Raw genomic sequence first — 20797 nt, 5'->3', positions numbered from 1 at the left:
CACCCCACCCCCCGTTGAGTGCGTGATATTTGTGGGCTCGAACCGTTTCGAGGGCGCAAATACCCAGCACTCAACGAGCGGGGGGTGGGGCGGGTCATGAGCCCACCCCGAGCGTGCCGAACATCCGCGCCTGGTCCAGGGCGGCCGCCAGAGCGCCACGGACGCCCGCGTCGGCCCCCAGTGCCGACGGGACCACCTCGACCGGGCCGCGGGAGGTCGCGACGATGCGCTGGCCGAGCGAGGTGCGCAGCGGCTCGAGCAGGACCTCGCCGGCCTCGGCGAGCGTGCCGCCGATGACCACCACGTCGGGGTCCACGAGGTTGCACAGGTTGGCGAGGGCGATGCCGAGGTGGCGTCCGGCGTCGAACACGACGCGGCGGCTGCCGGCGTCGCCGTCGAGCGCCCGGGCCACGAGGTCCGCGAGCGTGAGGTGGCCTGCCTCGCGCGGGAGCATCGACAGGAGGCTGGTGGCGCCGATCAGCATCTCGAGGCAGCCGCGGTTGCCGCACCGGCAGATGGGCCCGTGCTCGTCGACGGACACGTGCCCGATCTCGCCGGCCACCCCGGACCGGCCGTGCACGGCCCGCCCGCCGAGGACGAGGCCACCGCCCACGCCGTGGGACACGCGGACGTAGGCGACCGAGTCGTAGCCGGCGCCCGCGCCGAACCGGGCCTCCGCGATCGCGGCGAGCGTCGAGTCGTTGTCGGCGGTCACGGGGACGTCCAGCTCGGCGCCCAGGATCTCGTCGACGTGCACGCCGTCCCAGCCGCGCATCATGCCGACGGTCACGACCTGGCCGGTGCGGATGTCGACGGGAGCGGGCACCCCGACGCCGACGGCGAGCAGCTCTGACGGGTCGGCGTCCACAGACTCCATCATCTCTCTGATCAGCATCGCGACGCGCTGCAGACCGGCGTCGGCGCGGTGGTCGGGGGCGAGTGGCATGCGCTGCTCGGCCAGGACCCGCATGGACGCATCGGCGAGAGCGACGCTCAGGGAGCGCATGCCGAACCGGATACCGGCCACCAGCCCGAGGTTGCGGGCGAGCGTGACCTGCAGCGCGCGACGGCCGTTGCGCGTGGACTGCGCGGTGTGGAGCACGCCGGCGGTGGTGAGCTCCTTGACGATGTTCGAGATGGTGGCCGGGGACAGCCCTGTGACGCCGGCCAGCTCGATCTGCGTGAGGGAGCCACGCTGCTGGACGGCGCTCACGATCCGGGCTCGGTTGGCCTCACGCAGTGAGGTCTGCGAGCCCGGGGTCACCCGATCCGCGCGCACAGCGCCCAGGGTAACCGCCTTCCCGGCGGTATGACGGGTTTGGATACAGGAACTGAACGTTCAGGTCACGATCGGGCGACGCTTGCGTTCAATTCTTGACACCAACGATGCCTGGCCGTTCGATAGGAGCCGGGTTCACGGGCGTACAGGCGCGCCCGGCCGGTCACAGGAACGACGTGGTCCTGGCGCGAAGTGACTTCACCTTCGGCGCGCACGACGATGTCGGCCCGGGTCGGTGCTCCAGCGACCGAGGAAGGTTGAGGGACCCCAGATGCGTTTGAACCGGAGGATGACCGCGACGGTGGCGACAGCTGCTGTTCTCGGTCTCACGCTGGCCGCGTGCGGCGGCGGCGACACAGGTGGCGACAACGGCGGCGAGGGCGGCGGCAGCCAGGTCGAGGTGTTCACCTGGTGGGCGGCAGGCTCCGAGAAGGCCGGCCTGGACGCCCTGGTCGGCGAGTTCGAGAAGCAGCACCCCGACATCGAGTTCGTCAACGGCGCCGTCGCCGGTGGTGCGGGCTCCGCGGCGAAGGACCTGCTGCAGACCCGTCTGCAGGCGCAGGACCCGCCGGACACGTTCCAGGCCCACGCCGGCATGGAGCTGCAGGACTACATCGACGCCGCGCAGATCGAGGACGTCTCCGACCTGTACGACGAGTTCGGGCTGACCGACGCGTTCCCGGCCGACCTGGTCGACCGGCTCTCGTCCGACGACGGCGCGATCTACTCCATCCCGTCGAACATCCACCGCGCGAACGTCGTCTGGGCCAACCCGACGGTGCTCGAGGAGAACGACATCGACCCCGCGGCCGAGTACGCGGACCTCGACGCATGGATCGCCGACCTCGAGAAGCTCGACGCCGCCGGCGTCACGCCGCTGTCGGTGGGCACCACCTGGACCCAGGTGCACCTGCTCGAGACCGTGCTGCTCGCCAGCCTGGGCGCCGAGGCGTACAACGGGCTGTGGGACGGGAGCACCGACTGGGAGGGCGCCGAGGTCACCGCCGCGCTCGAGAACTTCGAGACCCTCATGGGCTTCACCAACGACGACCGCGACGGGCTCGACTGGCCCGAGGCCACCCAGATGGTGATCGACGGCGGCGCCGCGTTCAACGTCATGGGCGACTGGGCGGTCGCGGCGTTCGAGGAGCAGGACAAGGCGCTCGGCACGGACTTCACGGCGGCCCCGGTCCCGGGCACCGACGGGACGTTCGACTTCCTGGCCGACTCGTTCACCCTGCCGGTCGGCGCCCCCCACCCGGACGGCGCCAAGGCATGGCTCGAGACCGTCGGCTCGCTCGAGGGCCAGGTCGCGTTCAACCAGGCGAAGGGCTCCATCCCGGCCCGCACCGACGCCGACCCCGCGGACTTCTCGGAGTACCAGCAGACCGCCATCGAGTCGTTCGCGAACGACACGATCGTGTCCTCACTGGCGCACGGCGCGGCGACCCCGGTCGCGACGCTCAACGCGGTCTCCGACGCGACGAGCAAGTTCACGACGGGTGCGTCCGACCTGGCCGGGTTCCAGTCCGAGCTGGCGGCCGCCGCTCAGGGCTGACACCCGGGCGCTGACCGTTCTCGCGTCACGCGCACCGCCGTACGTCGCGCGCCGTCGGGCCTACCCGACGGCGCGCGGCTGCGCCCACCATCTCGCCCATCCATCTTCGCCCATCCATCTGGGGTACCTACATGCTCAACACACTGCGGCGACTCGGGCCACCGCTCCTCCTGCTCGCGCCGTCCCTGATCCTCGTCGGCGTCTTCGTCTACGGGCTGATCGCAGCCAACTTCTCCACGTCCTTCCGGGACGACCACACGGCCGCCACGGCCACCGGGCAGGAGCCGGCCGCGTTCGTGTGGTTCACGAACTACCTCGACCTCCTGGCCAGCGAGGACTTCCAGCACTCGCTGATGAACCTCGTCCTGTACACGGTCGTGTTCCTGGCGGGCACCATGGTCATGGGCTTCCTCTGGGCCTGGATGCTCGAGAAGCCGGTCAAGGGTGAGGGGCTGTTCCGCTCGGTCTACCTCTTCCCGATGGCCGTCTCGTTCGTCGCCTCCGGTGTGGTGTGGCGCTGGCTGCTCAACTCCAACCAGGACGAGCAGGCCTCCGGCCTGAACCGCCTGTTCCAGATGGTCGGGCTCGACGCCCTGCAGAACAACTGGTGGAACAACGTCACGTTCGGCATCATCGCCATCGCGATCCCCGCGATCTGGCAGCTGTCCGGCTACGTGATGGCGCTGTTCCTCGCCGGTTTCCGCGGTATCCCGAACGAGCTGCGCGAGGCCGCCCGGATGGACGGCGCCAGCGAGTGGAAGCTGTACCGCCATGTCCTGTTCCCGCAGCTGTCGCCGGTCGCGCTGTCGGCGCTGATCATCATCGGCCACATGTCGCTCAAGGCGTTCGACCTCATCATGTCGATCTCCAAGCCGGCCAACTACCAGACCAAGGTCCCGGCCGTCGACATGTTCGTGTTCAAGTCGAGCTTCGACTACGCGAACGCGGCCGCCGTCGGCTCGATCCTGCTGATCATCGTCGCGCTCGTCATCGTGCCGTACCTGATCCGCACGAACCGCGAGGAGAAGCGATGACCGCCGCCGCCGACCAGCTCGCCGCGCCCCGTGTCCGGAGGGATCCACCCCGGCCCACGAGCAAGGACCGGTACGCGCTCTCGCGCACCCTGAAGTACGCGGGACTGATCTTCTTCCTGGTGGTCGTCCTCATCCCGGTGTACGTGCTCCTGGTGACCAGCTTCAAGGGCACCGGCGACGCCGACCCGAGCCGCGCCTGGGCCCTGCCCGAGGTCTGGACCCTCGACAACTGGGTCACGGCCTGGACCGCGCTGTCACCCGCGATCCTGCGCAGCGTCGCCGTGGTGGTGCCGAGCGCGATCATCGCCGCGTTCCTCGGCTCGCTGAACGGGTTCGTGCTGGCCCGGTGGAGCTTCCGCGGCGCGGACCTCGTCTTCACGCTGATCCTGTTCGGGATGTTCATCCCCTACCAGGCGGTGATGATCCCGCTGAACCAGCTGATCCTCGACCTCGGCATACCGACCGGCGTGCCGACGCTGATCATGCTGCACGTGGTCTACGGCATCCCGATCACCACGCTCATCTTCCGGAACTACTACATGACGGTGCCGCACGAGCTCATCGAGGCCGGACGCGTCGACGGCGCCGGCATGCTGCGCACCTACTGGTCGATCGTCCTGCCGCTCTCGGTGCCGAGCTTCGTCGTGGTCCTCATCTGGCAGTTCACCTCGGCGTGGAACGACTTCCTGTTCGCGGTCTTCTTCTCCTCGTCGCAGAACGGCCCGGTCACCGTGGCGCTGAACAACCTCGCCAACGGTGCGCTGCTGCAGAACTACGGCGTCTCTATGGCGGGTGCGCTGTTCGCGTCGCTGCCGACGCTGCTGGTCTACATCGTGCTGGGCAAGTACTTCGTGGGCGGCCTGATGTCGGGCTCGGTCAAGGGCTGATCCCGGGTTCGCCGGTTTTCGTGTGGTCGGTAGAAGGTCAGGTGGTCGGTAGCCCGGGCTACCGACCACCTGACCTTCTGCCGACCACGTGTCCCTGCCCCCTTCCGGGCTGACCAGACGTGTGATGATCAGGGCATGTACCGCCTGGTGGACGAGCCGCCCAGCCTCGACGAGTACCTCGACCTGCGCCGGTCGTCCGGCCTCTCGCCCAAGAGCCCCGAGCAGGGTGCGCTCGCTCTGACCGGCAGCTGGTACTTCTGCCACGTGCGGTCCGACGCCGACCGGGCGGTCGCGATGGGCCGGATCATCGGCGACGGCGGCTGGTACTTCCACGTCGCCGACGTCGCCACCCTGCCCGAGTTCCAGCGGCAGGGGCTCGGCCGGATGGTGATGGACCGCCTGCTCGACGAGATCCGCGCCAAGGCGCCGGCCGACCCGTACGTGACCCTCGTCGCGGACCCGCCGGGACGCCGGCTCTACGAGAGCCTCGGCTTCGTCGACGTCGCGCCCAGCCTCGGGATGCGGCTGAGCCTGTAGCCGCCGACCGGCCGAGGACCGGGCGGAATCGAGGCCGGCGGAAGACGGCGGACGGGTAGCCCATCCGGGCTGGCTCTGGACCTCCATGACCCGTCCGGCCGCGGCCGAGCGGACGGCGTCGTTCCCGACCAGCCCTCCGACCAGCCCTCCGACCAGCCCTCCGACCAGCTTCGTCGGCCGTGGCCCGAACGCCACCGGCAGCTCCTCGGACCCGACGAGCCATGCCCGCTCGCGCAGGCTGTCGAACACCACCTCGCCCTGAGACAAGAGACCGGACCTGAGCGGCAGCCCGGTGACCGGCGCTCGCTCTGCCTTGGTCTGGTCTGGTCTGGTCTGGTCTCGGGCCATCTCGCCTATGGCCTGGGCTCTTCTGGCGCGCCCTGAAGGGTTATCCACAGATTTCATTTTGGCCGTGCGATGCGTACGGGCGTTCGAGATAATAGATGCAGTAAGGATATGAGAACTAGAAACGGCGAGGGGGGTGGGGTCCGGTGGAGCAGTCGACGTCGACGGATGGTGTTCCCGGCCCTGGCCTGCCCCCGGGCGAGTCGATCGAGGCGACGTTGGCCCGGTTCGAGAATGTGATGGACGAGCTCGCGGTCCTGACCGATCCGGAGGTGTTGGACGGGTGGGACGCGCCGACCGTGGGCCGGCTGATGGAGGCACACACGCGGATCCGTGCACTGACCGGCCGCCTCGACGGAGTGCGATACACCCTGCTGTCGAGGATCGAGGCGGACGGGTCCTGGCGCTCGGGCGGGATGGCCCGCGCGTTCACCACTTGGCTGCGGATCCGAGAAGGTGTGTCAGCGGTGACGGCGGGTAAGGACATGACGATGGCCCGCCGCCTGGCCACGGCGCTGCCCGGGACCCGGGAGCGACTGGTCGCGGGCACCCTCGGTGCGGACCATGCCCGTGTGATGACCAAGGTCGCCCCCACCAGCGAGACCCGCACCGACGCGTTGGCGTGGCTGATCGACACCCGCACGGGTGAGCGGGCCACCCCGGAGGCGTTCGTGCAGACCGTGCCCGTGGACTTCCCCGACCCGGCCCAGGACCCCGACGGGGAGCACACCCGTCAGCTCATCACCCAGGTCCTGGAGGACGCCGTCACCGAGGGCACCTTGGTCACGGGTGAGGGTCTGGTCCTGCGGGAGGCGGGTTCGTTGAACGCGGACCAGTTTCGGATCGTGGCACGCCGGTTCGCGACGATCACCGACCCCGACACCGATGACGTGGATGACGACAAGGCAGCCCTGGGCGAGTTCCTCGACCTGGCCAAAACCTTCGGCGGCTACCACCTCGCAGGCTTCCTGACCGACGAACACGGCCTCCTGGTCACCGGAGCGATCAACGCGATCCTCGGCGCCCCGTCGGCCGAGGACACGCGTACCTCGACGCAACGCCGCGCACAGGGCCTGGCGGACGTCGCCCGGGTGGTCCTGGACACCAACCAGGCCTCCCCGGGGGCGGCGATCCCACCCCACCTGAACGTCACGGTGTCCTGGACCGAGCTGATCGCCCAGGCCACCCGTACCCGCGAAGGCCTGTGCCTGACCTGCGGCCAAACCGCACCAGGCCGCACAACACCAAGCCGCACACCCAGCCGCGCGACCGGCGCAGAAGCACCCGGCTCAAGCGCAGGCACAAGCACAGGTGCAGGTGCAGGTGCAGGTGCAACGGGCACGAGCACGGGTATGGCTCCGACGAACGCAGACCCGCCAGCCGCCAGCCCAGCAACTAGAGGCCCAGCAGCTGAAGACCCAGCAACTGGAAGTGCCGTGACGGTGTCCGGGCTGCTGTCCGGTGGTGGCCCCGTGTTCACCGAGACCGGTGACCGCGCACCACGAGCACTCCTGCGCCGTTTGGCCTGCGACAGTGCCGTCACCCGGATCGTGTTCGGACCCGACGGCGCCGTCCTGGACGTCGGCCGCGCACAACGCACCGTCACCGGACAGATGCGTCGAGCGGTGATCGCCAGAGACCAGCACTGCGTCTTCCCCGGATGCGACCAACCACCATCACGGTGCGAAGTGCACCACGCGATCACTCACTGGGCCCACGGCGGAAACACGTCCGTGTCCAACAGTGCGTTGTTGTGCTGGTACCACCACCAGCTCGTCGACACCCAAGGCATCACCATGCACTGGACCGGCAAACCCACCACCACCACGGGAACCACCACCGCCGACAGCACCACCGGCACCACCACGAGCGGCACCGTCCCGGGTGCCCTGATCGAGACCGGGTGGGCCTTCACCGACGCCCGCGGACACCGCATCACCCTGCCCGAACCCATCGAAGCCCCACCCCAAGCCGAAGCCGCCTGACCCGCCCGGGCGGTGCGCCGACCCGACCGACCACGGAGCTCCCGAACACCAGGCTCCAACCGCGGAGCCATCCACCGCCGGGCCACCGACGGCCGACCGCCGAAAGCGCCTGGCCCCGGCGACCCAGGCGACGGCGGGCTGCGCAGGCTCGGCGGCCACCGCACTCTGGAGGCGAAGCGCAGCTGACCAAGCCTCAGGGGGCGGTACGTGGTCGGTGGCACGTCAGGAAGTCGGCAGCTCAGGTTGCCGATCTCCTGACGTTCTACCGACCACTCTGTTCCGACCACTCAGTTCCGGACCGCCCGTTCCGGACCACCCCGTTCGGCCGGGGAGCCCCCGCGCAGCCGCGTCCGCCCGGTGGCATGGTGGGCGCATGATGGTTCCCGCGGCACCAGGCATCGATGTCGACGCTGTCCTCGCGCCACTGGGCTCGATGCGCCAGCGCCTCCGCGAGACCTACGTCGACCTCCACGCCCATCCCGAGCTGTCCTTCGAGGAGCACCGCACGGCGGCCCTGGCCGTCGAGCGGCTCGCGGCCCTCGGCTTCGTCGTGCACGCGGGGGTCGGCGGGACCGGCGTCGCAGGAGTGCTCGTCAACGGCGACGGCCCGTGCGTGCTGCTGCGCGCCGACATGGACGCCCTGCCGGTCACCGAGGACACCGGCCTGCCGTACGCCAGCACCGTACGGACCACCACCACCGCGGACGGCGTCGAGTCGGGCGTCATGCACGCCTGCGGGCACGACGTGCACGTCACCGCCCTGCTCGGCGCCGCCGACCTGCTCAGCCGGAGCCGGCCGGCCTGGTCCGGCACGCTCGTCGTCGTCCTCCAGCCTGCCGAGGAGCTGGGCCAGGGCGCCCGCGCCATGGTGGACGACGGCCTGTACGACCTGGTGCCCCGCCCGGACATCGTGCTGGGGCAGCACGTCGCACCCGTGGCGGCGGGCCTGCTCGGCGTCCACGGCGGACCGGCGTTCGCCGGCACCGACTCCGTGGACATCCGCCTCGTCGGACGGGGCGGCCACGGGTCCCGGCCGGAGGCCACCGTCGACCCCGTGGTGCTGGCGGCGTCGACGGTGCTGCGGCTGCAGACCATCGTCTCGCGGGAGGTGGCGGCGGGCGACGCCGCCGTCGTGACCGTGGGGACGCTGCACGCGGGGACCAAGGAGAACATCATCCCGGACGAGGCGCGGCTCGGGGTGAACGTCCGCTCCTTCGACGAGACGGTCCGCAACCGGGTGCTGGCGGCCATCGAACGCATCGCGCGGGGCGAGGCCGCCACCGCGGGAGCGCCGCAGCCGCCCGAGATCACCATCCGCGACGCGTTCCCGCCGGTGATCAACGACCCCACCGAGACCGAGCGCACCCGGGGCGTGCTGGCGGCGCGCTTCGGCGCCGAGCGGGTCATCGATCCCGGCCCGGTCTCGGGCAGCGAGGACGTCGGCGTGCTCGCCACCGCCGCCGGCGTGCCGATCGTGTACTGGCTGCTCGGCGGCTGGGACCCCGCGGCCTTCCAGGCGGCGGTCGAGGCCGGCACGGTGGACCAGGACATCCCGTCCAACCACTCCCCCCGGTTCGCGCCGGTGCCGCACCCGACCCTGGAGACGGGCGTCGAGGCCCTGGTCGTCGCGGCCCTGGACCGCCTCGCGCCGCCGGCCCCGGCCTGAGCCGACGGCTCAGCGAGCCGCCATCGCACCGGCCAGGGCCTCCATCCGCCCGAGAGTCCCCTCGTACGCCCCGAGGTGTACCGCGAGCTGGGCAGCGCCGGCCTCCCGGTAGGCGACGACGGCGTCGGCGACCTGCTCCACCGGCGTGCTGCCGTCCCAGCCAACCCGGAGCGCGGGCACGACGTCGCCGCCGCTCGGCAGCCCGGCGAGCGTCCGCACACGCTCGGCGAACGCGCCGGGGCCTGCGGGGATGCCCTGCCAGACGTCGCCGTACCGCGCGGCCCTGCGGAGCGCGGCGTCGCTGTTCCCGCCGATCATGACGGGCACCTTCCCCTCGGGGACCGGCGCGAACACGCCCTCCTCGTAGGAGAACCGCCTGGCACGGTAGGGCGCCGTCCCACCCGAGAACAGGTGCCGGAGCAGAGCCAGCACGTCGTCCGTGACGGCGCCGCGCTGCCGGTGGTCCGCGCCCACGGCGTCGAACTCCGGCACGTTCCAGCCCACCCCGAGGCCGAGGACCACCCGCCCGCCGGAGAGCTGGTGCAGGGTCGCCACCTGCTTGGCGAGCACGAACGGGTCGCGCAGCGGTGCGACGAGCACCGACGTGCCGAAGCGCAGCCGCTCGGTGACCGCGGACAGGTGCCCGATCGTCACCAGCGGCTCGTACACGCCGCCGAAGGTGGCGCCGTACTCGCCGGGCGGCAGGACGTGGTCGGGCAGCCACGCCGTGGTGTATCCGAGGTCCTCGGCCGCCCGCGCCAGATCGACGAGCGTCCGCACGGGCATCGTCGGCGACTCGTCGGGCAGCACCACCTGTAGCTCCATGCCAGACCCGAACCGACGCCACGACGTCGTCATTCCCCGGCGGGCCGCGGCAGCAGCACGTTCGCCAGGTCGCTGGGGTCCACCAGCGGGTCGTCGAGGTCGACGGTGATGCGGGAGTGCGCGATCAGCCGGGCGCGGCCGGTGATCGTCGAGTGCAGGGCCGCGTAGTCGCCCACCCGCGCGTCGTTCAGCACGGCGCCGACGAACCGGCTGCCACGCGGCGAGATCGTCTCCAGCGACTCACCCTCGCGGATCTCGCCCCGCCGGGACATCAGCGCCAGTCGCGCCGAGGTGCCCGTCCCGGTCGGGCTCCGGCAGAGCACACCCGGGTGCACGTAGGTCGCCGACGGCGACTCCATGCGCCCCGGCTCGAGGGTGCGGACCGGACCCATGAAGTGGGCGAACGGCAGCGGGCCGACGTCGCCCAGCTCCGGGTGCTCCTGCCGCAGCCCGGGCCGGGCGGCGCGCACGAAGGCGTCCCCGAAGGCGGTCAGCGCGATCTGCTCCTCGGCGGTGATGGCGAAGCCGTGCCGGGACGCGTCGATCATGGCGTAGTACGCGCCGCTCCACACCAGGTCGAACGCCACCGTGCCGTAGTGGGGCACTTCCACGCTCAGGCCTTCGTCGGCCACGTACGCGGGCTCGCCCTGGGTGGTGATCGAGTCCACCCTGCCCTCGGAGACCCGCGCGGTGATCAGCGCCAGGCCGGCGGGCGACTCGAGCACCACGTTCTGCAGGCCCTCCTGCATGGGGATCGCGCCGCTCTGCAGCAGCGCCGTGGCGGTGCAGATGGTGTTGGACCCCGAGTACAGCGGGTAGCCCATCGCCTCCATGATGATGTAGCCGGCCTGGGCTCCGGGGCGGCTCGGCTCGACGATCAGGTCGATGGACATCGCCGGGTCGCCGTACGGCTCGGACAGGAGCAGACGCCGCAGCCCGTCGCCCTCGTTCTGCAGATATCGCGCCTTCTCGAGCACCGTCGCGCCCGGCAGCGGCTCGACGCCGGCGACGACGATGCGGCTGACGTCCCCGCCGGACTGGGTGTCGATCAGCTCCAGCGTGCACTCACGGTGCTGCATGCGGTGCTCCGATCTCTGCCCAGTGCCGGTCGGGGACGACCACGAGCTTGCCGATGTAGGCCTTGCCCAGGAACGCGGTCTGCGCCGCGTGGAAGTCCGAGAGCCGGTAGGTCCGGTCGAGCAGCGGCCGGACGGCACCGTCCTCGATGTAGCGCACCAGCCGGCGGAACGCGGTCCGGGTGCCCTGGGACGAACCGTGCAGCTCCAGCTGCTTGAGGTACATGGTGCGGAGGTCGAGGTTCACCACCGGTCCGCCGATGGCGCCCGCCGTCGTGTACCGCCCCTCCGGCCGGAGGATCCGGAGCAGGTCGTTGAACATCGGGCCGGCGACCAGGTCGGCCACCACGTCGACCGGGCCGTCGACCACGCGCTCGGCCTCGGCCACCAGGTCGGGAGCGTCCCGCAGGATGACGTCCTCGGCACCGATCTCCCGCAGCGCGTCCTCCTTGCCAGGGCTCGTGACGGCGTACGGCACCGCGCCGCGCACCCGCGCGAGCTGGATGATCGCCGACCCCACGCCGCCGGAGGCGCCGGTCACCAGGATCCGCTCGTCCTTGGCCAGCCGGGCACGGTCAAGCATCTGCTCGGCGGTCAGGTACGCGCAGCAGAACGTCGCCAGCTCGGCGTCGCCGATGTCGGAGGTGATCTCGTAGGCGTTCTCGGCCGGGACCACCGTGTACTCGGCGTACCCGCCGTCGCGCCCGTGGCCGATGTAGTCGATGTCCGCCAGGCTGTCGTCACCTTCCGGGCGGTTGTAGATGCTGAAGTCCACCATCACGCGCTCGCCGATCCGCGCGCTCGGCACGCCCTCACCCACGTTGACGATGCGGCCCACCGTGTCGGTGCCCTGGATCCGGGGGAACGTCAGCGTGGATCTGCCCCGCCGCCAGGTGGACACCTCGGCGGCGTCGGCCTCCGTGCCGTAGGCGCCCTCCCGCACCCACACGTCGGTGTTGTTCATGCCGCAGGCATGCACCTCGATCAGCACCTCGCCGGCGTCCGGCACCGGCGTCGGCACGTCGTCCCGATAGACCAGCTGGTCGAGACCACCGTGCCCGACGAGCTGTACGGCTTTCATCACCTCAGGGATCGCTGCCATTTTGTGAGTCTAGGGGCGCCCCTTCCGACGTCGCATGCGTGCGCCCCGCGCCGTTCTCCATGCCGGACCGCCTGCTCGGAGCGGGGTTCCCCCACGAGCGTCCGGCGTGGTTGGCTTCGGCCCGTGGAGATCATCGTGACCAGCGTGGTCGCCGTCGTCGGAACGCTGCTCGGCTCGCTCGCGACGCACTACTTCCAGCGGCGGAACCGGGCGGACGCCGAGCGCTTCGAGCGCAACGAGCGCCTGCGCCAGGAGCGGGTCAGCGCGTACACGACGTACGGCGGCGCGCTGGTCAGCCTGCGCCGGGCGCAGATCGACCGCCGGTACGCGGTCCAGGAGCAGCGTCAGAACGCCGACCCGGATGCGATCCGCTACGAGACGTACCGGCTGCGGACGAACGCGCTCGAGGCGATGTTCCGCGTCCAGCTCGTCACGGAGTCCCCGCAGCTGATCGAGCTGGCGCAGCACGCGATCGACAGCGTCGACCTGCTCACGCTGCGCACCCCTGCCGAGGACTTCAAGGACGCGCGCGACGTGTCCCGACAGGCCATCTTCGACTTCGTGGAGGCGGCACGAAAGCACGTCGAGGTGGCGTAGGCGCCTCAGTCCCGCGGCCCGACGGCGGCCATGGCACGGTCGACGAGCACCGCGATCGTCTCCGTGGCCCCGCCTGCGAGCCACGCGTGCTCGGCGGCCAGCACGCAGCCCAGCGCGGCCGCGACGACGGCGCGCGGCGTGGGGTCGTCGACGGCCCAGGGCGTGCCCGCCGCGTCCGCCCGCTCGCGCACGACGGTCTCCGCCGCGGCCTCGACCCGCTCGATCTTCTCCAGGTAGCGCGCGCGCAGGCCCGGTGTCTCCAGGATGATGCGCTGCATGGGCGCGGCGAGCCCGCTGCTCCCGGCGGCGTCGAGGTGCGCGATCATCGCGTCGAACGAGTGCCGCAGGGAGACCCAGACCGCTTCCCCGGCGGGCCGCTCACGCAGCGCGGCGAGCACCTCGTCGGTCACGACGTCGAGCTTCCCGAGCACCACGTCCTCCCGGGTCGAGAAGTACCGGTAGAGCGTGCGGCGCGACATCCCGGCAGCCTCGGCGATGTGCCCCATCGTCGTCGCCTCGTACCCGCGCTCGACGAAGAGCCGCTCCGCGGCCTCGGTGATCTCCTTCTGGACCGCCCGTCGGGTGCGCTCCCGCAGGCCGGTGCGGGGCTGGTCCGTGGTGCTGTCCGTGCTGCTGTCCGCGCTGCGCTCCATGGGGCAGGACGTTACACGATGCGCCGCGGTTGACACACTGTGCCACCCGCTGCATGCTGTGCCGTATGGACAGCACATTCCCCAGGACCATCGTCATCACCGGCGCGAGCGACGGGATCGGCGCCGCCGCGGCCCGTCTGCTCAGCGCTGCGGGCCATCACGTGGCGGTCGTCGGGCGCTCACCGGAGAAGACCGCGAAGGTCGCCCGCGAGGTGGGCGGGGACCACTTCGTCGCCGACTTCACCCGCCTGGCGGACGTGCGCCGCCTGGCCGCCGAGCTCGACCACGCGTATCCGCGCATCGACGTGCTGGCGAACAACGCGGGCGGCATCCTCGGCGACCGCACCAAGACCGCCGACGGTCACGAGCGGACGCTCCAGGTCAACCACCTGGCGCCGTTCCTGCTGACCGGCCTGCTCCTGGACAAGCTCCTCGCGAGCCGCGCCTCGGTCATCCAGACCTCGAGCGCCGGCGCGCGGCTCTTCGGGCACCTCGACCTGGACGACCTCGACCACGACCGGGACTTCACGCCGCACCGCGCGTACGGTACGGCCAAGCTCGAGAACATCCTGTTCACCACCGAGCTGCACCGGCGCTTCCACGACCAGGGCCTCTCGTCGGCGGCATTCCACCCGGGTGTCGTCGCGACGAGCTTCGGCACGGAGAGCACGAGCCTCTTGCGGCCCCTGTACCAGAACCGGATCGGCAAGCTGGTCCTGGCCACGCCCGAGAGGGGCGCCGCGCAGCTGGTCCGGTTCGCGCAGACCGAGCCCGGCGTCGGCTGGCAGTCGGGTGAGTACTACGAGCGCGGCCGCGTCGCACGGCGCGTCAACCCGCAGGCGCGCGACGCCGACCTCGCCCGCCGACTGTGGGACCGCACCGCGGAGCTGACCGGGGTCGCGGCGGGCTGACGCGGGCGCTCCGCCAGCCGGGTCAGGCCTCGAAGCCGGCGCTCGCGCGGCCGACCGCGTCCCGGATCGCGGCGGCCCGCGCCCCGGGCCGCTCGACGGCGACCGCCGCCGCCGTCGCGGCCCCCATGCAGGCCCCGAGGTGCGCCGCCATCAACGGCCAGCCGGCGGGGTCAGGGAAACGCAGACGGAGCGCGCCGACCAGGTCGGACTGGGCGCGCTGCAGCCGCACGACGAGCGACGCCGGCAGCCCGCGCGCCGCGGTGACCAGTTCGGCACGGAGGTCGGCGAGCTCGTCCGTACCGGCAGTCGGGTCTTCGAAGAGGTCGACCAGCACCGCCATCACAGCTGCGACACCCTGGGCAGGGCTCGCCTGTGCGGGCAGGCCGTCCAGGGCTTCGGCCGCCCGGCCGACGTGGCCCTCCAGATAGTGGAAGAGCACGTCCTCCTTGGACGGGAAGTGCAGGAAGAACGTGCGGCGTGCGATTCCCGCCCCTGCCGCGATGTCGTCGATCGACGTCGCGGCCACGCCACGCTCGCGGAACAGGCCGGTGGCCGCGCGGACGATGGCGCCCCGCGTCTCGGCCCGTCGTCGAGCACGAGCTCCGGTCTGCTCCCCCATGGCTCCTACCCTAGCGCGCGATGCACTAGTGTATTGATGCACTAGTGCATCAATACACGCCAGCAAGCACCGGCCCAGCAAGGGTTGACTCAGCAGGGCCGGCTCACCAGGGGCTCACCAAGGGCTCACCGGGGGCTCACAAGGAGGAGACATGACGGAGCACACCGGCCGGACCTATGTGGTGACCGGCACCGACTCGGGGATCGGCGCCGTCCTCGCGACACGGCTCGAGGCGAGCGGCGCCCGCGTCATCCGGTGCGGCATCGGGGAGGCGGCTGACGTCCGGGCCGACCTCACCACGCCCGAGGGCCGCGGCTCCACCGTCGAGCAGGTCCGGAGCCTTGCTCCGGCGGGGATCGACGGTGTCGCGCTCGTGGCGGGCAGCGGGAACGCAGACGTCGCCGTCCGGCTCAACTACTTCAGCACCGTCGCGCTGCTGAGCACCCTGCGTGACGACCTGGCGCGTGCGCCCCGGCCGCGCGCAGTGGTCGTGAGCTCCTCGTCGTCGCTCTCCGCGGGTGATGCCGATCTCGTCGACGCGTGCCTCGCCGACGACGAGCGCCGCGCCGTAGCCATCGCCGGTTCCCTGGTGGCACGGGGACGTGGGACAGTCGTCTACCGGTCGACCAAGATCGCCCTCAACCGGTGGCTGCGCCGCACCTCCGTCGACGACGACTGGGCCGGTGCCGGGATCCTCCTCAACGCGGTGGCGCCGGGCATCGTCGAGACCGAGGCCGCCCGGCGCGGCGTGCTCGCGGACCCCGCGAACGCCCGGGTGCTCCAGGACGCTCTACCGCAGCCCCTCGGGATGCCTGGTCCTGTCGAGCCGGTCGCCGCGGCGATCGCCTGGCTGCTGTCGCCGGACGCCGGGTTCACCACGGGGCAGGTGCACTTCGTGGACGGCGGGGCCGAGGCGGTCCTGCGGGGCGAGGCGCCGTTCGCGACCGGTGTCCGGTACGGCCCGCTGCGGATGGTGCGCATGATCGCCTGGACCGTCATCGGCCGGCTGCGCGCCCTCCGTGCGCGGTGAACCCGCGGCTCCCCCAGTGCGCCACCACCTCGCGGCACGTCGCCGCGTCCTCGTCGGCCACGAGGAGGACCAGGTTGCCGGCGTGGTCGCTGTACTGGACCAGCACGTTCACGCCGGCGTCGCCCAGGCGCCGCGCGAGCGTGCCGAGCTGACCGGGCACCTCCTGGTCCAGCTGCGCGAGCACGACGTCGCGCACCACCGCCGGCCCGAGCCCGGCGTCGCCGACCGCCCGGAGCGCGCGGGCGCCGTCGTGCACGAGGTAGTGCGCCACCGCGCGGCCGTCGAGGGTGAAGACGCCGCCGCCCTCCAGGCTGACGCCCGCCTCACCCAGGGCCTGGCCCAGGTCGGCGAGCGCCCCCGGGCGGTCGGGCAGGTGGACCTCGATGTCCTGCATCAGTGGTGCGGTCATCGCTCGTGTCGTCATCGCTCGTGCCGTCATCGCTCGTGCCGTCATCGCTCGTGTCGTCATGGCGGGACCGTAGGACGGGAACGCTTCGGTGGACGCCGAAATGTCGCGGCCGTACGGTCGGGCCATGACCCCGCCCCTCAGCAGGGACAGAGACTTCACCACGCTGGGTCGGGCACTGTCCACCCCGGCCCGCTCGACGTTCCTGAACCTGCTCATGGACGGCTCCCGGCGCCCGGCGGGTGAGCTGGCGGGGGCGGCGGGAGTGAGCGCGTCCACGGCCTCGGGCCACCTGTCCGTCCTGGTGGACGCCGGCCTGGTGATCTCCGAGACCCGCGGACGGCACCGGTACTACGCGCTCGCGGGCCCGGAGGTCGCCGCGGCGCTGGAGTCCCTCGGCATGGTCGCCGACGCTGCCCCGGTCTCGGGATACCGCCGCAGCCGGCGGGCGGAGTACCTGGCCGCCGCCCGGTTCTGCTACGACCATCTCGCGGGCCGGCTCGGCACCGCGCTCACCGACGCCTGGGTCCGGTCCGGCTGGCTCGCGGGCCGCGACGAGCTGGTCCTGACCGACGTCGGCGCCGTCGGGCTGCGTGGGATCGGGGTGGACGTCGACGGCGCCCTCTCCGCGCGGCGGCCGACGACGCGAGCGTGCCTGGACTGGACGGAACGGCGGCCGCACCTGGCGGGGGCGCTCGGCGCCGCGGTCGGCACGCGGTTCCTCGACGCCGGGTGGGTCAACCGCCACCGGTCCGGCAGGGGCCTGGACGTCACCCCCGCAGGCCACGACCTGCTTCGCGGGGCCTGGGGCATCGACCCGCTCGCTCATTAGGTCGCCGCAGACTCCCCCGCAGACTCCCGCGCAGACTCCCGCGCAGCCTCGGTCACGTTGGCCTCCAGCAGGTCCGCGAGCGAGCGCAGCCGCTCCGCGACGCCCTCGCCGAGCGGCGTCAGCGCGTACTCGACACGCGGCGGGATGGTCGTGACCACCTCGCGGGTCACCATGCCGTCCCGTTCGAGCGCCTGCAGCGTCTGGGAGAGCATCTTCTCGCTGACCCCCTCGACCCGCCGGCGCAGGGCGTTGAAGCGGTAGCCACCCTCGCCGAGCGCGAGCAGGGCGAGCGAGGCCCACTTCGAGGTGACGACCTCGAACGCGGCACGGGAGCTGCAGTCGCGCGCGAAGACGTCGGCCACCAGCTCCTGCGCGGGAGCGGCGTCCGGCGTTGCGGAGCCCCCGGGGGCGGCTTCCCGGGCGGCGGACTCCTGATCGGTGATGCTCACGGACCCAGGATACCGCGCACCGTCGGAATATAGTGTACTTTCGAATTGTTAGTGCTTCCTGCTGGCAACCACTTGAGCAATCTTGAGCAATGGAGAGTGACATGACCACCTACGCCGTCACCGGAGCGACCGGCCCCTTCGGCCGTGCTGTCGTCGAGGAGCTCCTGTCCCGGGGCGTTCCCGCCTCGGACGTCGTGGCGATCGTCCGCACGCCCAGCAAGGCCGCGGATCTTGCCGGGCGCGGCGTCCAGGTCCGTGAGGGCGACTACTCGCGACCCGAGACGCTGCCCGCGGCCCTGGCCGGCGTGCAGCGCCTGCTGTTCGTCTCCGGCAGCGAGGTCGGGGCGCGCGTGCCCCAGCACACCGCGGTGGTCGACGCCGCCAAGGCCGCCGGAGTGGAGCGCATCGCCTACACCAGCATCCTCAAGGCGGGCAGCACCTCCAACCCGCTCGCGGGTGAGCACGAGGCGACCGAGGCCGCGCTGCGCGCGTCGGGCATCCCGGTGACCCTGCTCCGCAACGGCTGGTACACCGAGAACTACACCGGACAGCTCGACCAGTACCTCGAGCGCGGCGAGATCGTGGGAGCCGCCGGGGACGGCAAGGTCTCGGGTGCCGCGCGCGCCGACTACGCCGCGGCGGCGGCAACGGCACTCCTGACCGACGAGGGCGACGAGGTCGTCCACGAGCTGGGCGGCCCCGCGTTCACCCTCGCCGACCTCGCCGCGACGATCAGCGACGCCACGGGGACGAAGGTGGCCTACCGCGACCTGTCGGTGGAGGACTTCCAGGCCGAGCTGCAGCAGCACGGGCTCGACGCCGGCACGGCCGGGTTCGTCGCGGGCCTCGACGCGTCGATCGCCGCCGGCGACCTGGAGACCGACGGCGACGACCTGGCCCGCCTCCTCGGCCGCCCCGCCACCCCGCTGGCCGAGGCCATCCACGCCGCCCACTCCTGACCGGAAGCCCCGGAGCCGGGTGGTCGGCGAATTGCCGACCATCCGGATCGGGCACCGGGGCTCCGGCACCGCGATCCTGCGTGTTGAATGGGGTGCATGCGAGGAGCAATCATTCATGGCCCCGGGGACGTCCGCTTCGAGGAGCGCGCCGATCCCGTCATCGTGGAACCCACCGACGCCGTCATCCGCACCGTCGCCTCCTGCGTGTGCGGCTCGGACCTGTGGCGCTACCGGGGCGTCTCACGGGTCAAGCGTCCGACGCCGATCGGGCACGAGTACGTCGGCGTCGTCGAGCAGGTCGGTGCGGCGGTCACGACCGTCGGGGTCGGCGACTTCGTCGTCGGCGGGTTCCTGCACAGCGACAACACCTGCGCGGTCTGCCGCAAGGGCATGCAGGCCAACTGCCTGCACGGGGGCGGCTTCGACGGCTGCCAGGCAGAGAAGATCCGCATCCCGAACGCCGACGGCACGCTGCTCGCCACCCCCGGCGAGCCGGACGCCGACCTGATCCCGAGCCTGCTGAGCCTCTCCGACGTGATGTGCACCGGCTGGCACGCGGCGGTCTCGGCCGGCGTCGGGCCGGGTTCGAGCGTCGTGGTGGTCGGCGACGGCGCCGTCGGGCTCAGCGGCGTGCTCGCGGCGGCGCGGCTCGGTGCCTCGACGATCATCGCCATGAGCCGGCACGCACCCCGCCAGCAGGTCGCCGAGGAGTTCGGCGCGACCCACGTCGTCGCCGAGCGCGGCGCCGAGGGGCTGGCCCAGGTGCTCGAGCTGACCGAGGGTATCGGCGCGGACGCGGTCCTGGAGTGCGTCGGCACCGAGGAGGCCCGCGCGCAGTCGGTGGAGCTCGTCCGCCCCGGCGGCACGATCGGGCTGGTGGGTGTCCCGCACGGGGACCTGCCGACCGACACCCTCTTCTGGGGCAACAAGGGCATCCGCGGGGGCGTCGCCCCCGTGCGCGCCTACCTCCCGCACCTGCTGGACCTGGTGTGGAAGCGCGAGATCGACCCGGGCAAGGTCTTCGACCTCACGCTGCCGCTGTCCGAGGTGGCCGAGGCGTACCGCGCGATGGACGAGCGGCGCGCGATCAAGGTGCTGCTGCAGAACTGACGGCGCACCGCGGCGGACGGGCCGACGCCGGTCAGTCCGCGAGCGCCGCCGTCGGGTCGACCTCGACGAGCTGACCGGGGAAGCCGAGGGCGGCGGCGCCCAGCAGGGTGCTCGTGGTGGTGAAGGCCTGGGCGATCGGGCCGGCGTTCAGCTGTTGCCAGACGGCGGGCAGCGTGGCCAGGGCGTTGATGTGCATCGTCCGAGTGTCGCAACACGGCCGCTGCCGCGCGATCCTGTTCACATGGAACAGCCCGTCCGTTTCGGCGAAGCGAGAGCATCGACCGAGCAGCCCTCTGTCCCGCACTCCACCCACGAGCTGCGCTCCGACGCGCGCGACAACCGCGACCGCATCCTGCAGGTGGCGCGCAAGGTCTTCGCGGAGGAGGGCATCGACGTCTCGATGCGCGAGCTGGCCCGCCGCGCCGAGGTCGGTCCCGCGACGCTGTACCGGCGTTTCCCGACCAAGGAGGCTCTGGTCACCGAGGCGTTCCGGGAGCAGATGGCGACCTGCACCGCGATCGTCGACGACGGCCTCGCGGACCCCGACCCGTGGCACGGGCTCAGCGGGGCGATCGAGCAGGTGTGCGTGATGCACGCCCAGGACCGGGGGTTCACGGCCGCGTTCGTCTCGGCGTTCCCGCAGGCCGTCGACTTCGCTCAGGAGCGCACCCGTGCCCTGCGGTCGCTGGCCGAGCTGATCCGGCGGGCCAAGGAGTCCGGTGGGCTGCGGCGCGACGTCGTGCTGGACGATATCGTCGCGCTGATCATGGCCAACTCCGGCCTCCGGGCCACGTCGCGCCAGTCGGCGGTGGCCGCCTCGCGCCGGTTCGTGGCGCTGCAGCTCCGGTCGATCGGCGCGCGGCCGGACGACGGGCCCCTGCCGCCCGCCGTCCGACTTCCGCTGATGGCCGCGATCCGCTGACCTGCGATCCGCTGA

The 20797-nt window shown here is 71.9% G+C and carries 23 protein-coding genes; 14 read left to right on the top strand and 9 right to left on the bottom strand.

The window, feature by feature from the left end:
• Positions 1–94 precede the first annotated feature (94 nt).
• On the bottom strand, positions 95–1279 hold the full coding sequence (locus tag LUM46_RS21180; RefSeq protein ID WP_274996700.1) for an ROK family transcriptional regulator: 1185 nt from the start codon (positions 1277–1279) through the stop codon (positions 95–97).
• A gap of 289 nt (positions 1280–1568) precedes the next feature.
• Between LUM46_RS21180 and LUM46_RS21175 the strand changes: the two genes are divergently transcribed.
• The 7 genes from LUM46_RS21175 to LUM46_RS21145 all read left to right on the top strand — a co-directional run bounded on the left by LUM46_RS21175 (position 1569) and on the right by LUM46_RS21145 (position 9291).
• The gene (locus LUM46_RS21175) at positions 1569–2837 is read left to right on the top strand and encodes an ABC transporter substrate-binding protein (protein ID WP_274996699.1); all 1269 of its coding nucleotides are present in this window, start codon (positions 1569–1571) and stop codon (positions 2835–2837) included.
• A gap of 131 nt (positions 2838–2968) precedes the next feature.
• Positions 2969–3871 (top strand): carbohydrate ABC transporter permease, encoded by a 903-nt coding sequence (locus LUM46_RS21170; protein WP_274996697.1) that lies wholly within the window; start codon positions 2969–2971, stop codon positions 3869–3871.
• Positions 3868–4758 (top strand): carbohydrate ABC transporter permease, encoded by an 891-nt coding sequence (locus LUM46_RS21165; RefSeq protein ID WP_274996695.1) that lies wholly within the window; start codon positions 3868–3870, stop codon positions 4756–4758. Before LUM46_RS21170 ends, LUM46_RS21165 begins: the two co-directional genes overlap by 4 nt.
• A 135-nt stretch (positions 4759–4893) precedes the next feature.
• A complete protein-coding gene (locus LUM46_RS21160; RefSeq protein WP_274996694.1) occupies positions 4894–5295 on the top strand; it encodes a GNAT family N-acetyltransferase in 402 nt (133 codons plus the stop codon).
• Positions 5296–5380: 85 nt separating this feature from the next.
• Positions 5381–5557, top strand: a complete 177-nt coding sequence (locus tag LUM46_RS21155; RefSeq protein WP_274996693.1) for a hypothetical protein — start codon at positions 5381–5383, stop codon at positions 5555–5557.
• 229 nt (positions 5558–5786) lie between these two features.
• Positions 5787–7625 carry an HNH endonuclease signature motif containing protein gene (locus LUM46_RS21150; RefSeq protein ID WP_274996692.1) on the top strand — a complete coding sequence of 613 codons (1839 nt, stop codon included), beginning with the start codon at positions 5787–5789 and terminating at the stop codon, positions 7623–7625.
• A gap of 433 nt (positions 7626–8058) precedes the next feature.
• The gene (locus LUM46_RS21145; RefSeq protein WP_274996805.1) at positions 8059–9291 is read left to right on the top strand and encodes an amidohydrolase; all 1233 of its coding nucleotides are present in this window, start codon (positions 8059–8061) and stop codon (positions 9289–9291) included.
• 9 nt (positions 9292–9300) lie between these two features.
• On the opposite strand, the gene LUM46_RS21140 is transcribed toward LUM46_RS21145, so the two are convergent.
• From LUM46_RS21140 to LUM46_RS21130, 3 genes are read right to left on the bottom strand one after another with little or no spacing between them, the layout of a single operon-like run.
• Positions 9301–10116, bottom strand: coding sequence for a TIGR03619 family F420-dependent LLM class oxidoreductase (locus LUM46_RS21140; RefSeq protein ID WP_274996691.1), 816 nt, complete (start codon positions 10114–10116; stop codon positions 9301–9303).
• Between the two features lie 29 nt (positions 10117–10145).
• On the bottom strand, positions 10146–11195 hold the full coding sequence (locus tag LUM46_RS21135; protein WP_274996690.1) for a proline racemase family protein: 1050 nt from the start codon (positions 11193–11195) through the stop codon (positions 10146–10148).
• Positions 11182–12294: an alcohol dehydrogenase family protein gene (locus tag LUM46_RS21130; protein ID WP_274996689.1), complete on the bottom strand. Its 1113-nt coding sequence runs from the start codon at positions 12292–12294 to the stop codon at positions 11182–11184. Before LUM46_RS21130 ends, LUM46_RS21135 begins: the two co-directional genes overlap by 14 nt.
• Before the next feature lie 123 nt (positions 12295–12417).
• Between LUM46_RS21130 and LUM46_RS21125 the strand changes: the two genes are divergently transcribed.
• Entirely contained in the window at positions 12418–12891 is a 474-nt protein-coding gene (locus LUM46_RS21125) for a hypothetical protein (protein WP_274996687.1), read from the top strand.
• 5 nt (positions 12892–12896) lie between these two features.
• On the opposite strand, the gene LUM46_RS21120 is transcribed toward LUM46_RS21125, so the two are convergent.
• Entirely contained in the window at positions 12897–13544 is a 648-nt protein-coding gene (locus tag LUM46_RS21120; RefSeq protein WP_274996686.1) for a TetR family transcriptional regulator, read from the bottom strand.
• Between the two features lie 65 nt (positions 13545–13609).
• Between LUM46_RS21120 and LUM46_RS21115 the strand changes: the two genes are divergently transcribed.
• A complete protein-coding gene (locus tag LUM46_RS21115) occupies positions 13610–14455 on the top strand; it encodes an SDR family NAD(P)-dependent oxidoreductase (RefSeq protein WP_274996685.1) in 846 nt (281 codons plus the stop codon).
• Between the two features lie 22 nt (positions 14456–14477).
• On the opposite strand, the gene LUM46_RS21110 is transcribed toward LUM46_RS21115, so the two are convergent.
• Positions 14478–15074: a TetR/AcrR family transcriptional regulator gene (locus tag LUM46_RS21110; RefSeq protein WP_274996684.1), complete on the bottom strand. Its 597-nt coding sequence runs from the start codon at positions 15072–15074 to the stop codon at positions 14478–14480.
• A 151-nt stretch (positions 15075–15225) separates the two neighbouring features.
• Here LUM46_RS21110 and LUM46_RS21105 point away from each other — a divergent pair, with 151 nt between their 5' ends.
• Entirely contained in the window at positions 15226–16104 is an 879-nt protein-coding gene (locus LUM46_RS21105; RefSeq protein ID WP_274996683.1) for an SDR family oxidoreductase, read from the top strand.
• On the opposite strand, the gene LUM46_RS21100 is transcribed toward LUM46_RS21105, so the two are convergent.
• Positions 16070–16573 (bottom strand): ACT domain-containing protein, encoded by a 504-nt coding sequence (locus LUM46_RS21100; protein ID WP_274996682.1) that lies wholly within the window; start codon positions 16571–16573, stop codon positions 16070–16072. The two genes, LUM46_RS21105 and LUM46_RS21100, sit on opposite strands and share 35 nt — an antisense overlap.
• A 64-nt stretch (positions 16574–16637) precedes the next feature.
• On the opposite strand from LUM46_RS21100, the gene LUM46_RS21095 reads away from it, so the two are divergent.
• Positions 16638–17342, top strand: coding sequence for an ArsR/SmtB family transcription factor (locus tag LUM46_RS21095; protein WP_274996680.1), 705 nt, complete (start codon positions 16638–16640; stop codon positions 17340–17342).
• Here LUM46_RS21095 and LUM46_RS21090 read toward each other — a convergent pair.
• Entirely contained in the window at positions 17339–17791 is a 453-nt protein-coding gene (locus LUM46_RS21090; protein WP_274996678.1) for a winged helix-turn-helix transcriptional regulator, read from the bottom strand. The two genes, LUM46_RS21095 and LUM46_RS21090, sit on opposite strands and share 4 nt — an antisense overlap.
• Before the next feature lie 101 nt (positions 17792–17892).
• On the opposite strand from LUM46_RS21090, the gene LUM46_RS21085 reads away from it, so the two are divergent.
• Together LUM46_RS21085 and LUM46_RS21080 are read left to right on the top strand one after the other, a co-directional pair.
• Positions 17893–18750 carry an SDR family oxidoreductase gene (locus tag LUM46_RS21085; RefSeq protein ID WP_274996676.1) on the top strand — a complete coding sequence of 286 codons (858 nt, stop codon included), beginning with the start codon at positions 17893–17895 and terminating at the stop codon, positions 18748–18750.
• Positions 18751–18846: 96 nt separating this feature from the next.
• A complete protein-coding gene (locus LUM46_RS21080; RefSeq protein WP_274996675.1) occupies positions 18847–19860 on the top strand; it encodes a zinc-binding dehydrogenase in 1014 nt (337 codons plus the stop codon).
• A 31-nt stretch (positions 19861–19891) separates the two neighbouring features.
• Here the strand turns inward: LUM46_RS21080 and LUM46_RS21075 are convergent, their stop codons facing one another.
• Positions 19892–20056 carry a hypothetical protein gene (locus LUM46_RS21075; protein ID WP_274996673.1) on the bottom strand — a complete coding sequence of 55 codons (165 nt, stop codon included), beginning with the start codon at positions 20054–20056 and terminating at the stop codon, positions 19892–19894.
• A gap of 45 nt (positions 20057–20101) precedes the next feature.
• Here LUM46_RS21075 and LUM46_RS21070 point away from each other — a divergent pair, with 45 nt between their 5' ends.
• Complete coding sequence (locus tag LUM46_RS21070) at positions 20102–20782, top strand: TetR/AcrR family transcriptional regulator (protein ID WP_274996672.1); 681 nt, start codon at positions 20102–20104, stop codon at positions 20780–20782.
• Positions 20783–20797 lie beyond the last annotated feature (15 nt).

It is taken from the genome of Promicromonospora iranensis, assembly GCF_028994805.1.
Lineage (GTDB): Bacteria > Actinomycetota > Actinomycetes > Actinomycetales > Cellulomonadaceae > Promicromonospora > Promicromonospora iranensis.
The sequence above is the reverse complement of the archived record's forward strand: the minus strand, read 5'-3'. Positions and strand labels throughout refer to the sequence as shown.